Source organism: Pedobacter fastidiosus (assembly GCF_014306625.1).
GTDB classification, from domain to species: domain Bacteria; phylum Bacteroidota; class Bacteroidia; order Sphingobacteriales; family Sphingobacteriaceae; genus Pedobacter; species Pedobacter fastidiosus.
This window is the reverse complement of record NZ_JACRYL010000015.1, coordinates 55,823-70,083: the sequence shown is the minus strand read 5'-3', so window position 1 is coordinate 70,083 and position 14,261 is coordinate 55,823. Positions and strand designations below refer to the sequence as shown.

18 protein-coding genes are annotated in these 14,261 nt (G+C 35.9%); 4 read left to right on the top strand and 14 right to left on the bottom strand.

The window, feature by feature from the left end:
- Positions 1-16 precede the first annotated feature (16 nt).
- From H7U22_RS16510 to H7U22_RS16500, 3 genes are read right to left on the bottom strand one after another with little or no spacing between them, the layout of a single operon-like run.
- Entirely contained in the window at positions 17-709 is a 693-nt protein-coding gene (locus H7U22_RS16510) for an alpha/beta fold hydrolase (RefSeq protein WP_187072446.1), read from the bottom strand.
- Positions 709-1,389, bottom strand: coding sequence for a uracil-DNA glycosylase (ung, locus tag H7U22_RS16505; RefSeq protein WP_187072445.1), 681 nt, complete (start codon positions 1,387-1,389; stop codon positions 709-711). Before ung ends, H7U22_RS16510 begins: the two co-directional genes overlap by 1 nt.
- A gap of 2 nt (positions 1,390-1,391) precedes the next feature.
- Positions 1,392-1,910: a TlpA family protein disulfide reductase gene (locus tag H7U22_RS16500; RefSeq protein WP_187072444.1), complete on the bottom strand. Its 519-nt coding sequence runs from the start codon at positions 1,908-1,910 to the stop codon at positions 1,392-1,394.
- A gap of 115 nt (positions 1,911-2,025) precedes the next feature.
- On the opposite strand from H7U22_RS16500, the gene H7U22_RS16495 reads away from it, so the two are divergent.
- On the top strand, positions 2,026-2,565 hold the full coding sequence (locus H7U22_RS16495; RefSeq protein ID WP_187072443.1) for a DUF2892 domain-containing protein: 540 nt from the start codon (positions 2,026-2,028) through the stop codon (positions 2,563-2,565).
- A 56-nt stretch (positions 2,566-2,621) separates the two neighbouring features.
- On the opposite strand, the gene H7U22_RS16490 is transcribed toward H7U22_RS16495, so the two are convergent.
- Positions 2,622-2,834, bottom strand: a complete 213-nt coding sequence (locus tag H7U22_RS16490) for a hypothetical protein (RefSeq protein WP_187072442.1) — start codon at positions 2,832-2,834, stop codon at positions 2,622-2,624.
- Between the two features lie 132 nt (positions 2,835-2,966).
- Here H7U22_RS16490 and H7U22_RS16485 point away from each other — a divergent pair, with 132 nt between their 5' ends.
- Positions 2,967-3,521: a pyridoxamine 5'-phosphate oxidase family protein gene (locus H7U22_RS16485; RefSeq protein WP_187072441.1), complete on the top strand. Its 555-nt coding sequence runs from the start codon at positions 2,967-2,969 to the stop codon at positions 3,519-3,521.
- Positions 3,522-3,601: 80 nt separating this feature from the next.
- Here H7U22_RS16485 and H7U22_RS16480 read toward each other — a convergent pair whose 3' ends face one another.
- The 8 genes from H7U22_RS16480 to H7U22_RS16445 all read right to left on the bottom strand — a co-directional run bounded on the left by H7U22_RS16480 (position 3,602) and on the right by H7U22_RS16445 (position 10,850).
- A complete protein-coding gene (locus tag H7U22_RS16480) occupies positions 3,602-3,814 on the bottom strand; it encodes a hypothetical protein (protein ID WP_187072440.1) in 213 nt (70 codons plus the stop codon).
- A 129-nt stretch (positions 3,815-3,943) separates the two neighbouring features.
- The gene (gene lysS, locus H7U22_RS16475) at positions 3,944-5,653 is read right to left on the bottom strand and encodes a lysine--tRNA ligase (RefSeq protein ID WP_187072439.1); all 1,710 of its coding nucleotides are present in this window, start codon (positions 5,651-5,653) and stop codon (positions 3,944-3,946) included.
- Between the two features lie 62 nt (positions 5,654-5,715).
- Positions 5,716-6,072: a helix-turn-helix domain-containing protein gene (locus H7U22_RS16470; RefSeq protein ID WP_187072438.1), complete on the bottom strand. Its 357-nt coding sequence runs from the start codon at positions 6,070-6,072 to the stop codon at positions 5,716-5,718.
- Positions 6,073-6,076: 4 nt separating this feature from the next.
- On the bottom strand, positions 6,077-6,370 hold the full coding sequence (locus H7U22_RS23140; protein WP_187072437.1) for a type II toxin-antitoxin system HigB family toxin: 294 nt from the start codon (positions 6,368-6,370) through the stop codon (positions 6,077-6,079).
- Between the two features lie 58 nt (positions 6,371-6,428).
- The gene (locus H7U22_RS16460) at positions 6,429-8,345 is read right to left on the bottom strand and encodes an AMP-dependent synthetase/ligase (protein ID WP_187072436.1); all 1,917 of its coding nucleotides are present in this window, start codon (positions 8,343-8,345) and stop codon (positions 6,429-6,431) included.
- Positions 8,346-8,667: 322 nt separating this feature from the next.
- A complete protein-coding gene (locus H7U22_RS16455) occupies positions 8,668-8,994 on the bottom strand; it encodes a HesB/IscA family protein (RefSeq protein WP_131559228.1) in 327 nt (108 codons plus the stop codon).
- Between the two features lie 82 nt (positions 8,995-9,076).
- Positions 9,077-9,490 carry a Fe-S cluster assembly scaffold IscU gene (gene iscU, locus H7U22_RS16450; protein WP_187072435.1) on the bottom strand — a complete coding sequence of 138 codons (414 nt, stop codon included), beginning with the start codon at positions 9,488-9,490 and terminating at the stop codon, positions 9,077-9,079.
- A gap of 148 nt (positions 9,491-9,638) precedes the next feature.
- Positions 9,639-10,850, bottom strand: a complete 1,212-nt coding sequence (locus tag H7U22_RS16445) for an IscS subfamily cysteine desulfurase (protein WP_187072434.1) — start codon at positions 10,848-10,850, stop codon at positions 9,639-9,641.
- A gap of 117 nt (positions 10,851-10,967) precedes the next feature.
- On the opposite strand from H7U22_RS16445, the gene mce reads away from it, so the two are divergent.
- Together mce and H7U22_RS16435 are read left to right on the top strand one after the other, a co-directional pair.
- A complete protein-coding gene (gene mce / locus H7U22_RS16440; protein WP_187072433.1) occupies positions 10,968-11,375 on the top strand; it encodes a methylmalonyl-CoA epimerase in 408 nt (135 codons plus the stop codon).
- 277 nt (positions 11,376-11,652) lie between these two features.
- The gene (locus tag H7U22_RS16435; RefSeq protein ID WP_187072432.1) at positions 11,653-11,943 is read left to right on the top strand and encodes a hypothetical protein; all 291 of its coding nucleotides are present in this window, start codon (positions 11,653-11,655) and stop codon (positions 11,941-11,943) included.
- 53 nt (positions 11,944-11,996) lie between these two features.
- Here H7U22_RS16435 and H7U22_RS16430 read toward each other — a convergent pair whose 3' ends face one another.
- Together H7U22_RS16430 and H7U22_RS16425 are read right to left on the bottom strand one after the other, a co-directional pair.
- Positions 11,997-12,527: a DinB family protein gene (locus tag H7U22_RS16430; RefSeq protein ID WP_187072431.1), complete on the bottom strand. Its 531-nt coding sequence runs from the start codon at positions 12,525-12,527 to the stop codon at positions 11,997-11,999.
- 42 nt (positions 12,528-12,569) lie between these two features.
- Positions 12,570-14,198, bottom strand: coding sequence for an amidase (locus tag H7U22_RS16425; RefSeq protein WP_187072430.1), 1,629 nt, complete (start codon positions 14,196-14,198; stop codon positions 12,570-12,572).
- Positions 14,199-14,261 lie beyond the last annotated feature (63 nt).

Genomic DNA, 14,261 nt, shown 5'->3' with positions numbered 1-14,261 from the left:
GCTTTCCCTGCTATCATCATTGCGAATTCCGATTTATCAACGGAATGTGGCAATCTCTTTCGCTCAAAACTACATTGTCAATAACTTTTGATATTTCATCGGCTTGCTGATAAACCATAAAGTGTGTTCCGTTCTCAATCATAAAATCTGGTTGAGCACTTTTTGAGTACAATATTCTGTCTGCAGTGCCGTGGATGTGAATCAGGTTTTTAGGTTTGATTTCGTTGCGCCAGCTGAGAATACTTCCAATTGCCCATTTCAAAAAAGTGGGATCGGTGTCGCTAATAATTCTGCCCAAAAGCATTTTTTCACTTTCACTTTTAGTACCGAAAAAAAAGTTTTGTGTAAGTTTATTGGAGGATTTTAATAACCAAGCGGGAATAAATTTAACTAAATTGAGTTTACCAGCTAGGCGATAAAGTAAAGGTAAATCACTGCTAAAAACAGCACTAGAAATAATAATGGTAGAAACTGGATTTAGAATTTTTGAAATTTCTATAGCAATCATTCCTCCAAAAGATACGCCGACTAATGCAAAAGGTAAATTCACGTCAATAACTTGACTCAGTCTGTCGGCGTAATCCTTAAGCGATTCATTCTTAAGTGGAGTTATCCAATTGATGTGAATAATATTGATGCTTTCATTAAGTCGTAACCTCGAAAATATTCTTTTATCGGCACCTAAGCCGCTTATAAAATAAGCGTTCATTATCCTAGTAAATTCCAGTCGATAGGTGTAAGGTTATTTTGCACCAGTAACTGGTTTGCTTTCGAAAAATGTTTTGAGCCAAAGAAACCATTATAAGCAGAAAATGGAGAAGGATGTGCCGCGGTGAGTACATAATGCTTCTGCTCATCAATAAGTGTTGCTTTTTGTTGCGCATACTTGCCCCAAAGTAGAAATACAATGTGCTTGCGTTTTGCGGAAAGTGCTTTTATAATTTCATCAGTAAAAATTTCCCATCCACGGTTTTGATGAGAACCAGCTTCAGATGCCCGAACGGTTAAGGTTGCGTTTAATAATAATACACCTTGTTCTGCCCAATGGATCAAATTACCATGATTGGGCGTTTTGAAACCGTCTATATCGGTTTCTAATTCTTTATAAATATTTTTTAGCGAAGGCGGAGTAGCAACGCCTTTTTGTACGGAGAAAGACAAACCGTGTGCCTGCCCAATGCCATGATAAGGATCTTGACCCAAAATCACCACTTTTACTGCATCAAATGGAGTCGTATTTAATGCGTTAAAAATATCCGCCCCTTTTGGGTAAACAGTATTACCGCTCTGTTTCTCTTCCTGTAAAAAAGACTTCAAATTTTTCATGTAGTCTTTTTCAAACTCTTGATCTAAAACGGCTAACCAACCGGGTTCTAATGCTGCTGACATATCTATGCTTTCTTTTTCAATATAGCTAACAAGTCTCCTTCTAAAGTTGTTTTGGGGCCTTCAACAATTCTTCCAAGTTCTATGCCTTTTTTATCGTAGATAATAAAAGTAGGAACCCTTTGAATATTTAAACCATCAATAATTCCGTTTTCAGCTTTTTTTGTGCCGTCTACAGCAATAATATCAACATTTTTTTCTTTGAAGTGTAAAGCATCAAGTACTTTAAAAAAGTTGGGCACATTCACCTTACTATCACCGCACCAGGTACCGAAAACGATTTTGATTTTTTCTTTTTTAATTAATTTTTCCAACTCGATCATGGTTGCAGCATCTGGAATGTAAGCTGCATAAATTGGGTCGTACATTTCCTTAAACTCAGGAAAATTCATGATGCCTTCACGTGTACAGGCATTTATTAAAATGTCTTTATTGTGAGATTGATCATGGATTTTTTTGTTGATTTCTTGTGCAGAAACATTCATAGCAAGTACGATTAGGGTTATGGAGAATAGGATTTTCATAGTTAAATGATAATTTTATATGAGTTGTAAATTTTTAATGAAATTATTGTTTTAAAATCTAATTTCTGCCATTTAAACACGATATTTGCAAAAAAAATAATTTAGATTAAAATTTATGCCAAATATTATCAGATTAATTGCGGGGTTTGCTTTACTGGGTGGCGCAGTAGCTTTATTTATTTTCGGATTTTGGCCTTGGGGCATTATTGCGGTTCTTTTAGGTATAATTATTATTGTAACCTATTTCTTTAATGAGAACATGCTTTTAGCACAATGGTTTTTAAGAAAGGACAACATGCCTAAGGCAAAGCTGTTTTTAAATAGAATTACCAATTATGAAACACAGTTGATCAAACTTCAGCACGGTTATTATAACTTATTGGTTGGATTGATAGAAAGTAGAACGGCACCAATGCAAAGCGAAAAATATTTTAAAAAATCGTTGGCTTTGGGTATGCAAATGGATCATAATGTTGCCTTGGCTAAGTTGAGTTTAGCTGGTATTGCAATGGCTAAGCGTAATAAACGCGAAGCGACAATGTATCTTGCTGAAGCTAAAAAGGCAGATAAAAATAAATTACTTGCTGATCAGATTAAGCAAATGAAAGATCAAATGGGCATGATGGACAAACAACAACAAGTTCGTTATAGATAAAATTTTAAGCCATTCAGTGCATATTACGAGCCATTTCTTAATTGAAATGGCTTTTTTTATTTGGAAATGAACGGTAAGTGTTTCATTGGATCTGTTGCCCCGCTGTACATTCTATCTTTTGTGAAAAACAAAAGGATGCCATTCCCATCGGGTTTAATATTAATGTAACTCGCCCAGATTGTAGGCGTAATAATTTTTGAGTTTATAGCACAAACCTGAGTTTCTAAACCTGATGGAGTGATTATCCTTTTTGGAGCATTTAATATCATATCAAAAAAAACTTTTACAAAAAGATAGTAACGAGAGCAGGACTAACATTTATTCTTCGCAGGAATTTGCTTTTCAAAATGTTTAAAACCAAATCGATTTTAGGATTGTAGTCTATAGAAAATCTTATACCTATGGCAACATCACAAGAAGGAAGTACGAACAATACTCAAGAAGAAAACAACATTAAGGATTTAGGCGGTAAAGAAGCGGTTGAAAAACTAAGAGAACTAGCTGAAAAAGCAGAAAGCTGTTTCTTTTGCACTAACATTAAAACTGGAATACCTTTATCTGTAAGACCAATGGCCATTCAGCAGGTTGATGACGAAGGGAATATTTGGTTTATGAGCATGAAGGATAGTCATAAGAATGATGAGATTGCAACTGATCCATTTACGCATTTGCTGTTTCAAGCTGGCGCACATTCGGGTTTCGTAAACATTTATGGTATTTCAGAAATCAGCAGGGATCAAGCAAAAATTGATGAACTGTGGAGCCCTTTTATTAAAACTTGGTTTCAAGGAGGAAAAGAAGATCCGAATATTACTTTGATTAAAGTAATTCCATCAGAGGGGTATTATTGGGATACGAAACACGGAACAGCAGTGGCATTTTTAAAAATGGCAGCCTCTGTAATTACAGGGAAAACGATGGATGATTCTGTAGAAGGAACTTTGGATGTAGATTAATTGATTTGTCATGATGATATTTATTTCAGCATCTTACTTATTGAGACCCTGAAATAAATTCAGGGTGACGAATCATGTTATTATTTATCTCCCAAGTAATCAAAACCTTCTAGTTCTTCTCTACTTGAGCGTTTGCTTAAAAGATCATCTTCTTGAGCTTCTGCTCTTTTGAAGAAAAAAGCCTCTGCTTGGATTCTTTTTATTAATTGGTGAACAAGAGACAAATCAAAAGCATCTTTGCTTAGCTTGATGCAGTATTCTCTTTCGTTAATTTCTAGGCTTGAAATATTCATAGGGCAAATCATTTTAAATTATCGATTGCTGTAAATATAGAAAAGGCTTGCTAAACAATTGCTAGCAAGCCTTTTAAGTTTATGTTATCTTTTTGTTAAAATCAAATTTCTTCTACGGAAATGATTGAGTTACTTCTGCGACAGAAATAAACCATCATCAGTTTTTGCAACTTTTAAAATGTTTTTACCAGTTAAAGCTTTTAGCGTGGTATCCCATTTTTTGTTGCTCCAATCTGCAAGTTTCGCTTTAATATCTGTTAAAAGATATTGTTCTCCTTCTGATACCAATGCATAAAGTTCAGTTTCTTCAGGGGTTAACTCAATTTTCTTTTTCTCAGGACGCATTTGCGGGAAGAACAAAACTTCTTGAATAGTACTCTGATTGGTCATAAGCATCACAATCCTATCAATCCCGAAACCTAAGCCAGAGGTTGGGGGCATACCATATTCTAATGCACGAATAAAATCATCATCCATCGCCATGGCTTCAGCATCGCCACGATCTGCAAGCTTTAATTGATCTACGAAACGCTCTTTTTGGTCAATTGGATCGTTTAATTCTGAATAAGCATTTCCTATTTCCTTGCCATTAACAAATATTTCAAAACGCTCTACTAATCCTTCTGCTGAACGGTGTTTTTTTGCCAACGGAGTCATTTCGATTGGATAATCGGTAATAAATGTAGGTTGAATTAAATTCGCTTCTACTTTATCGCTGAAAATCTCGTCAACTAATTTACCACGACCCATGGTAGAGTCCGTTTCGATACCTAATGTTGCGCAAGTTTGAAGAAGTTCATCTTCCGTCATTGCAGAAACATCAATTCCTGTATATTTCTGGATAGATTCATACATGGTTAGTTTTTCGTATGGTCCTTCAAAATTAATTTCGTTTTCGCCAACTTTAACCACGGCAGAACCATTTGTTGCAATAGCTACTTTCTCTAAACATTCTTCAACCATAGCCATCATCCAGATATAATCTTTATAGGCTACATAAATTTCCATTGAAGTGTATTCCGGGTTGTGAGTACGATCCATACCTTCGTTACGGAACATTTTACCGAACTCATAAACGCCATCGAAACCTGCAACAATTAATCTTTTTAGATAAAGCTCATTTGCAATACGCAAATAAAGTGGCATATCTAAAGTGTTGTGGTGTGTTGCAAAAGGACGAGCTGCTGCGCCACCATGGATTGGCTGTAAAATTGGTGTTTCTACTTCCATCCAACCTTGCTCATCAAAATAATTACGCATGGTATTAATTACCTTGCTTCGTTTGATGAAAATTTGTTTGTAATCTGGATTTACTGTTAAATCTACATAGCGCATTCTGTAACGCAACTCAGGATTTGTAAATCCATCATAAACATTGCCTTCATCATCGCGTTTTACGATTGGTAAAGGGCGGATTGATTTAGCAAGAACTTTAAATTCTGTTACGTGAATAGAAATTTCTCCGGTTTGGGTTGTAAAAACATAACCTTTAACGCCAATGAAATCTCCAATATCTAAAAGCTTTTTAAAAACTGTATTGTATAGTGTTTTGTCCTCGGTAGGGCAAAGTTCATCTCTTTTTAAATATACCTGAATGCGACCTGTAGAATCTTGAATTTCGGCAAAAGAAGCTGCACCCATAATATTACGCCCCATAATACGCCCCGCTAAACTAACGGTCTTATAGGCTGTCTTATCTTTTTCGTAGTTGGCTAGAATATCTGCTGCACTAACATTAATCTCATAAGATTCTGCAGGGTAGGGCTCAATGTCCAGTTCGCGTAGTTGTTTTAACGACTCGCGTCGTAATATTTCTTGTTCTGATAATCCTATACTCATTTCGGGTATTTTTTGCAAAAGTAATTATTTTGCAGGGTTTTATTTTGTGTTAATGTATAATTTTAATAGGCTTGAATAAGCACATCGGTTGGTATTTTGAAACTTTCGTGTAATTGCCTAATCATGTCAAGTGATAATTTACGCTTTCGATTAAGAATCTCGCTTGCTCTACTTTTTAAACCGACAACTTTAGCCAGGTCGCTTTGCTTATAGCCCATTTGTTCCATTCTAAATTTAATAGCTTCTATTGGATCTGGAAAGCCAATTGGAAAATGTTCATTTTCATAATTCTCTATCAAGATTGCCAAAATTTCTAACTCATCGCCATCTTTTGAACCTTTCTTCGAATCGAAAATAATTTCAAGCCTTTCCAGTGCTTGGTCGTAATCAACTTGGTTTTTTATAGGTTTTATATTCATGTTATTAGATTTTTGTGGCATCTATTTTATCATATTCGGCGTGAGTGCCAATAAATCGTACCCAAATCATTTGATGTTCTAAATTGATCTTAATGATTAGGCGGTAATTGTTGCCCTTAATATTAAATACAATTCTGTTTTCAGCTAAGATGCTAGCACTTGGATAATCAGCTTTTACCTCATTTAGATTTTTCCAACTGGAATTACTGGTTTCCTGAAACCATGATTTTAATTGTTCCTCACAATCGGAATGTTTTTCCCAAAAATCACGAAGTACTTTTTTAGCAATTATCCTCACTCAATACTATAATAACAAAGATAAGAAAAGTTCCCTAAATGGGAAATTTTAATTTGAATTAGGATTCTGCCTCTACACCTTCTTCGTACATCTCATTAATCACATCATCGTATTTTTTCTCTACAATTCTGCGTTTAATTTTCATTGTTGGCGTAATTTCGCCCTCATCGATACTGAAAGGGTTACGCTTTATTTTAAAGTTTTTAATCCGCTCAAACTTGGCCAGTTCGTTAGATATTTTTTTGATGTCGGCTTCAATCCAATCTATGATTTCCTGATTGCGGATAAAAGGATCTTCCTCTTCGAAGAACGATGGTTTAAGTTTAAAGGTCTCTTCTAAAGTTTCTCTATTAGGAATAATGATCGCTGTAATAAACTCTCGTTTATCTCCGATTAAAAATAACTGATCAATTTTAGGGCTTTTCAAATAGATGTTTTCTACAGGCGTAGGATATACATTCTTGCCATAAGCATTTACAATCATGTTTTTTAAGCGATCGGTAATTTGTAGATTCCCCTTGTAAAAACGACCAATATCTCCTGTATGAAACCACATGTCTTTATCAATGGCTTCGGCAGTTTCTGCAGGTTTGTTAAAATAGCCTTTCATAACACAATGACCACGAACAATTACTTCTCCTTCTGTGCATTCAAATTCTTCGTTAAATGTTTCATGAGTTTGAATGTTTATAATTTGTTTACTTTCTACGTCCTGAATTCCGATTTCAATGCCTGGGATAACCCGACCTACCGTTCCGTAAACTTGTCTGTGGTATTCTGTAACAGACATTACTGGCGAAGTTTCTGTTAAACCGAATCCTTCTAATATTTTGATGCCTAAATCTCCAAAAAACTCACCAACATTTTTAGGTAATGCAGCACCTCCTGAAATCATGAATTTTAATCTTCCACCGGTTTTTTCCTTAATTTTGCTGAAAACCAATTTCTCGGCAATTCCTTTTTTTGCCGATAAAATTAAACCCGGATTTTTCCCTGCTTCTTTTGCAACGCGATATTTATTTCCTGTCTCCAGTGCCCAAGTAAATATTTTGGCTTTTGTTCCACCGCCAGATGTGCCCGATTTTATAGCCTTGTCATGAATGCGTTCTAATAATCTAGGCACACAGCTCATCACGGTAGGACGAACCTCGCCCATATTTTTTGCTAGTAATTCTAAACTTTGAGCGAATGCAATTTTACAGCCTTGTGCGCAACATACATGGTAGGTTGCTGTGCGCTCAAATACATGAGATAATGGTAAGAAAGATAAAAAAGTTTCCGTTTGATCGATTACTGGAATTTGCTGTAAACACACTTTAACATTCTCAACAAAGTTGCTGTGTGTAAGCATTACACCTTTTGGTGTACCGGTTGTGCCTGAAGTATAAATTAAAGACGATACATCACTTGGCAATATGGAACTTCTGCATTGCTCTATATCTGCTTTTTCGGCTGCGGTAATCTGATGTTTTAATGCAAGGATATCTGAAAATGCAATTACTTCGATATTAAGATCTTCGGGGATGGTAACTTTTTCAAAATCTTTAAATGCTGGGATAATGTATTTAAGTTCTTTGCAGTTTGATGCAACTTTAAGTATTTTCCGATAAAGGAAATTATTTCCAACAAGAATGGCTTTTATTCCAGAATCATTAATGATATAGGCTACTTCCTGCTCAGAAAGGGTAGGATAGATTGATACATTAATTACACCAATCTGTTGAATTCCTTGATCGTAGTAAACATATTCAGGCGAATTTTCGATCATTAACCCCAATCTGTCACCCTTCTTTATCCCCATATCTAGAAAAAATGCAGAAACCGCATCTGCTCTTTTCAAGGTATCCTCATATGAAATTTCAATCCATTCGGCACCTTGTTTATGAATTAAGAAGGTTTCTTCTGCTTTATGAATGTTTTTTACAACATTTCTCAACAGGGTAGGGACAGTTGAAAATTCGTTAATTAATGGCATGCTCGTTATTTGGTGTGTTTGTTATAGTTAACAATAATAATGCTTTTTGGTTTAAAAATGCAAATCGAGTTTATTCTAGAGCTTAGGGGAATATAGGTCAATAAAATATTTTAGATTTTCCCGCAGATTTAAGGTGAAAAAGAACGAAGATTTACAAGGATAAAATTTTCGAGTTCTTCAGCTAAAATCCTTCTATATGTGGAGAAGCATATGTTATGTTTAAAATCTGCCTAAATCTGCGGAAAAATATTTCCTAAAATTTTCTGTAAAACGCAAAAAAGACCCCATAAAATGGAGCCTTTTAAAATAATTTTATTGGAATTTAAACAGAGAAACTTTCGCCACAACCGCAAGTACGGCTCGCGTTAGGGTTTACAAAGTTAAAACCTTTCCCGTTTAACCCATCTGTAAAATCTAATTCAGTACCAGCTAAGTAAAGGAAAGATTTCATATCCAAAGCGATTTTAATTCCTCTATCTTCAAAGAATTGGTCTCCAGTTTTAGATTCGTTATCAAAATCCAAGTTATAAGATAAACCTGAACAACCACCACCTTTTACAGAAACCCGTAAAAAGTAATCTGAACCCATTTCGGAATCCTGCATTAAGTGATCTATTTTGTCTTTTGCCTTATCAGTTATAGTAATCATATTGATTTACGATTTTAGATTTACGATTTTAGATTTAAACGAATAGCAATCGTAATTCGTCAATCTAAAATCTAAATTCTGTTTAGTGGTGCGATTTTTCTAAAACAATTGCCTCTAAACCATTTTTAACGCGATAATCGTTAATGGCAGATTTAATTGCATCTTCTGCTAGCACCGAGCAGTGAATTTTTACTGGAGGTAAAGCCAATTCTTCAACAATATCCATATTGTCGATAGTTAAAGCCTCATCAATTGTTTTTCCTTTTAACCATTCTGTAGCTAAAGAAGAAGATGCAATTGCCGAACCACAACCAAATGTTTTGAATTTAGCATCAGTGATTACGTTATCTGCTCCAACTTCAATTTGCAAACGCATTACGTCGCCACACTCAGGTGCACCAACTAATCCTGTTCCTACAAACTTGCTGTCTTTATTTAATGTACCTACGTTACGTGGGTTATTGTAATGGTCAATTACTTTTTCTGAATATGCCATGATATTTTAGATTTTAAAGCCCCACCCCAACCCTCCCCGGAAGGGAGGGAGCTGTAAAAGCTCAATGTTAATTTTATTTTTTTAAACTGTAGGTCTTAAATCGTATCCGGATAGTTATCGGGACGCCAATCTACAATCGTAATTCAACTTAGTGCTCTGCCCACTCAATTTTACTCAAGTCAATACCTTCTTTAAACATTTCCCAAAGTGGAGAAAGTTCTCTTAAGTGATTAACCGCTTTTTCTGTAACTGCAATGGCTTGATCAATTTCTTCTTCAGTAGTAAACCTTCCTAAACCATAACGGATAGAAGAGTGTGCCAAATCATCAGATAAACCTAAGCTTTTCAAAACGTAAGATGGTTCTAAAGATGCTGAAGTACAAGCCGATCCGGAAGATACAGCTAAATCGCTCATTGCCATCATTAAGCCCTCACCCTCAACATATTTGAAAGAGATATTAGCTACGTGTGGTAAACGATGTTGTGTATTACCATTAACATAACTTTCTTCCATTTTGCTTAAAGTCGATTCCAGCTTATCGCGTAAACCAGATAAACGAATTGCTTCGCTTTCCATTTCCAAACGACAAAGTTCACAAGCTTTACCTAAACCAACAATACCTGGAACGTTCAAGGTACCAGAGCGCATTCCGCGTTCGTGGCCACCGCCATCCATTTGTGAAGTTACCTTAACTCTTGGGTTTTTTCTACGAACGTAAAGTGCACCAACGCCTTTCGGGCCATACATTTTATGTGCTGTAAAAGCCATTAGGTCAATTCCATCAGCAATCACATCAACAGGTATTTTACCAACTGCTTGCGTAGCATCAGTCATAAATAAAGCACCAAATTTGTGCGCAATGGCAGCAATTTCTTTTACCGGTTGGATCACGCCAATTTCGTTGTTGCCGTACATAATAGAAACCAAAATTGTTTCCTCAGTCATTGCAGCTTCTAACTCAGCTAAATCAATTAAACCATCTTCCTTTACGCCTAAATAAGTTACCCTAGCACCATTTTTTTCAAGGTGTTTACAAGTATCTAATACCGCTTTATGTTCAGTAACCGCAGTAATAATGTGATTACCTTTTTCTTTGTACATCTCAAAAACGCCTTTAATACCAAGGTTATCAGCCTCAGTTGCGCCAGATGTAAAAATAATTTCTTTTTCAGTACAGCCGATTAATTTGGCTACCTGTTCACGAGCATAATCCACTCCCTCTTCAGCCACCCAACCAAAAGCGTGATTACGGCTTGCGGCGTTTCCAAATTTCTCGGTAAAGTATGGTAGCATTGCTTCTAACACTCTTGGATCAAGTGGTGTAGTTGCATTATTATCTAAATATATCGGCTGTTTCATTTCAGTTCTGTTATTTGCAGTACAAAGATACAAAAAAACTTATTTAACAATTATAATTAATAGCTATGAGGTTATAGTTAAAACCTGCATTTTTACATTCACATAACCTTATAATCTATGAATAAGATAGAACACATCGGCATCGCCGTAAAAGACCTTAATGCATCGATAGATCTTTATCAAAAACTGCTCAATACCGATTGCTATAAAACAGAGCAGGTTACATCTGAATTCGTTAATACGGCGTTTTTCAAAACTGGCGATAATAAGGTAGAATTATTGGAGGCAACTTCAGCCGATAGCGCAATTGCCAAATTTATTGAGAAAAAAGGAGAGGGGATTCATCACGTTGCTTTTCTTGTCGATGATATTTTGGTAGAAATGGAGCGTTTACACAGCGAGGGGTTTACTTTACTTAGCGATTCGCCAAAAAAAGGAGCCGATAATAAAATGGTTTGTTTCGTGCATCCAAAGGATACAAATGGCGTTTTAATCGAAATTTGCCAAGAAATTAAGTGGATTTAGTAAGTCGCTGGGTTTTATTCCCCTCTTTTAGAGGGGTGCCTGAAAGGCGGGGTGTTTCTTCAGTTTTTGAAAACGAACGGTTCTGTATTCCATTGTTTCTGTAGTCCTGCTGTCCATTATATGCCGATGAAAAAATCGGCATGCCATTCCCATCAGGTTTATTTAACTTTGTATTGTGGTTCTTGGCTCAAATTAAACCGCATAAAAATACCAAATAAGTTTAATGCGTATGATCTTGAAAATCCATTAATCCTAAAAATCCTGCTCAAGAATATAAATGAATGACACCCAATCCTTAATTAAAATAATCAGCAAAGATTTCGATATCGAAGATAATCTTTCAGAAGAACGCTTAAGGCAAACCATGATAGATGCTTTTGCGTATTTGGTGGATAACGATTTTCCAAAGCTGATTCAGATTTTATATAAAGCAGATGTTGACCAATATAAGCTAAAAGAACTTTTAGAAACCACTGAAGGACGAAGTTCTGCAGAAATAATTGCCGATACTTATATTACAAGGCAATTGGCTAAAATAGAAACGTGGAAGAAGTATTCTGGAAAATAAAATAATCATCCTCACAACAACCTAACTCTAAATTGCTGTGGGGATGGTAAATGTTAAAATAATTTTTCTTGAGGTGGTTTCACTCCAGCCAAACGTAAATACACAGTAGCCTGACCACGGTGATGTGTTTGATGTTCAAAATCTTTAGTAAAAACCATGTCTTTCGTCATTTCGAAACGGTTCATAAACTTAACTTTTTCATCTAATTGTTGTGGCGATAATTTTTTCAAAGCATCAATTACGTAATCATAACCAGCCATTACAATCTTGGTTACGTTGGCTTTAGATTTATCTTGGATTTTTTCCACTTCACCCATTCCATAAGGACTTTTTTCTCCAGTGGCTGTAGCCGTAAACCCATAATTAGCATCAGTAAGGTGCAACATCTGTTCTGCAAAAGAACGCATTTCCGGAGTTGGCTTTAATGCATAACCAGATTCTGGCATGGCATCCAAGTATTCTTTGGTGTAAGCTTTAGCTCTTTCCCATTCTGCAATTTTAGTGGCCGATTGGCCCTGAGCATTCGCCGTGCTTAACATAGCAAACAGGCATAAAAGGCTCATTAGTAGTTTTAAATGTTTCATAACTTGTTTTGTTTTGGTAAACAAATATAACTCAGAAATCCTTTAAATCCCACTCGAAAAATTAGAAGACTTTATAAATTTCGGAGCGCTTCGATGTTTAGTAGCTTGCTCGTATGCATATGCAAAAGCTAAAACTTTTGGTTCTTCATAAGCGCCAGCCATAATTGATAATCCTACCGGTAGTTCGTAAATTTTTCCCATTGGCAAAGTAATGTGCGGAAAACCGGCCATTGCTGGGGGAGAACAGAAATAAAAACCATTACCTGCATCGCCGTTAAATAAATCGATAGGAGAAGGGATGCCGTAAGTAGTTCCCGCTATTGCATCGAGCTGGTTTTTCGTCATTAAATCCGTAATAATTTTTCTTGAAGATGTTACTTTTAAAACAGCTTCTTTATAGGCTACACTTTCTAAATCTAGCGCCTTATCACTGCTTTCTAGGGTTTCTTGTTTAAAATAAGGCATTGCCGTACTTTCGTTAGCTTTATTAAAAGCGATTACTTCTGTTAAGTTTTTAACCTTGGCATTTGCCTTAGCTAAGTACGCATTTACGCCGTCTTTAAATTCACATTGTAATACCGTAAAACTTGCAGATCCGATTATTCGCATTTCCTTTAAAAGTTCGATCTCAATAACTTCTGCACCCAGTTCCTTAAACTTTTCGATCGCCTTTTTATATAAGGCAACAACGCCTTCATGACCAGTTAAAAACGACTTTTCAATCCCAATCCGTTTTCCCTTTAACGCATCTTTCTTTAGGAATTGCGTGTAATCTTTCTGTGTTTTTCCTTCGCTATTTTTGGTTACCTCATCATTTAAATCTACGCCTGTTAAAACAGAAAGTAGTGTTGCTACATCAGTAACATTTCTTCCCATTGGGCCAGCGGTATCTTGCGTTTTAGAAATTGGTATAATTCCACTACGACCAAGCAAACCAACTGTGGGTTTTAAACCAACAATTCCGTTAGATGATGATGGTGCTGTTACGGAGCCATTTGTTTCTGTTCCAATAGCAATAGCACAGAGGTTTGCAGAAACTGCAGAGCCAGAACCAGAACTCGATCCGCTCGGACTTCGATCTAAAATAAAAGGATTCTTGGTTTGTCCGCCACGGCTGCTCCAGCCACTACATGGCCGGCTAGAGCGGAAATTTGCCCATTCACTTAAATTGGTTTTGCCAAGAATTACAGCGCCAGCTTCACGAAGTTTTTTAACAATGAAAGCATCTTCTGAAGCAATATTTCCGAGTAGCGCTAAAGAACCTGCTGTGGTTTGCATTTTATCTGCCGTGTTGATGTTGTCTTTTATTAAAATGGGAATGCCATGCATTAAGCCTCTTATTTTTCCAGCTTTTCTTTCTTCATCCAATTTTGATGCAATTTCCAAAGCATCAGGATTGATTTCGATTACAGCGTTTAATTTTGGTCCATTCTTATCTACTTTCTCAATTCTATCAAGGTACATTTTGGTTAAAGATTTGCTGGAGAGCTTACCTTTTTTCATTAGATCTTGTAATTCGCTAATGGTTAACTCATTTAACTGAAAGTTGTCAGCAAAATCTATTGCGCTTTCTTCGTCGCTTTTGCCGATTATTGTTGCGCCTGCAGGAATGCCCAAAGTGGTAATTAAACCTACTGTGGAAGTGCTTTTTATAAAATTTCTTCTATTCATTGGGAAGTTATGATGCTTGGAGAAATAAATATAGTTTTAAAAAAGCTTCTTCTTTAAAAGGTT

What these genes read in the sequence shown, in the direction of transcription:
- H7U22_RS16425 (WP_187072430.1), bottom strand. Translation starts at nt 14,198, where the DNA reads ATGAATAGAAGAAATTTTATAAAAAGCACTTCCACAGTAGGTTTAATT.
- mce (WP_187072433.1), top strand. Translation starts at nt 10,968, where the DNA reads ATGAATAAGATAGAACACATCGGCATCGCCGTAAAAGACCTTAATGCA.
- H7U22_RS16495 (WP_187072443.1), top strand. Translation starts at nt 2,026, where the DNA reads ATGCCAAATATTATCAGATTAATTGCGGGGTTTGCTTTACTGGGTGGC.
- H7U22_RS16500 (WP_187072444.1), bottom strand. Translation starts at nt 1,910, where the DNA reads ATGAAAATCCTATTCTCCATAACCCTAATCGTACTTGCTATGAATGTT.
- H7U22_RS16490 (WP_187072442.1), bottom strand. Translation starts at nt 2,834, where the DNA reads ATGATATTAAATGCTCCAAAAAGGATAATCACTCCATCAGGTTTAGAA.
- H7U22_RS16455 (WP_131559228.1), bottom strand. Translation starts at nt 8,994, where the DNA reads ATGATTACTATAACTGATAAGGCAAAAGACAAAATAGATCACTTAATG.
- H7U22_RS16445 (WP_187072434.1), bottom strand. Translation starts at nt 10,850, where the DNA reads ATGAAACAGCCGATATATTTAGATAATAATGCAACTACACCACTTGAT.
- ung (WP_187072445.1), bottom strand. Translation starts at nt 1,389, where the DNA reads ATGTCAGCAGCATTAGAACCCGGTTGGTTAGCCGTTTTAGATCAAGAG.
- H7U22_RS16470 (WP_187072438.1), bottom strand. Translation starts at nt 6,072, where the DNA reads ATGAATATAAAACCTATAAAAAACCAAGTTGATTACGACCAAGCACTG.
- lysS (WP_187072439.1), bottom strand. Translation starts at nt 5,653, where the DNA reads ATGAGTATAGGATTATCAGAACAAGAAATATTACGACGCGAGTCGTTA.
- H7U22_RS16485 (WP_187072441.1), top strand. Translation starts at nt 2,967, where the DNA reads ATGGCAACATCACAAGAAGGAAGTACGAACAATACTCAAGAAGAAAAC.
- H7U22_RS16435 (WP_187072432.1), top strand. Translation starts at nt 11,653, where the DNA reads ATGAATGACACCCAATCCTTAATTAAAATAATCAGCAAAGATTTCGAT.
- H7U22_RS16510 (WP_187072446.1), bottom strand. Translation starts at nt 709, where the DNA reads ATGAACGCTTATTTTATAAGCGGCTTAGGTGCCGATAAAAGAATATTT.
- H7U22_RS16430 (WP_187072431.1), bottom strand. Translation starts at nt 12,527, where the DNA reads ATGAAACATTTAAAACTACTAATGAGCCTTTTATGCCTGTTTGCTATG.
- H7U22_RS16480 (WP_187072440.1), bottom strand. Translation starts at nt 3,814, where the DNA reads ATGAATATTTCAAGCCTAGAAATTAACGAAAGAGAATACTGCATCAAG.
- H7U22_RS16460 (WP_187072436.1), bottom strand. Translation starts at nt 8,345, where the DNA reads ATGCCATTAATTAACGAATTTTCAACTGTCCCTACCCTGTTGAGAAAT.
- iscU (WP_187072435.1), bottom strand. Translation starts at nt 9,490, where the DNA reads ATGGCATATTCAGAAAAAGTAATTGACCATTACAATAACCCACGTAAC.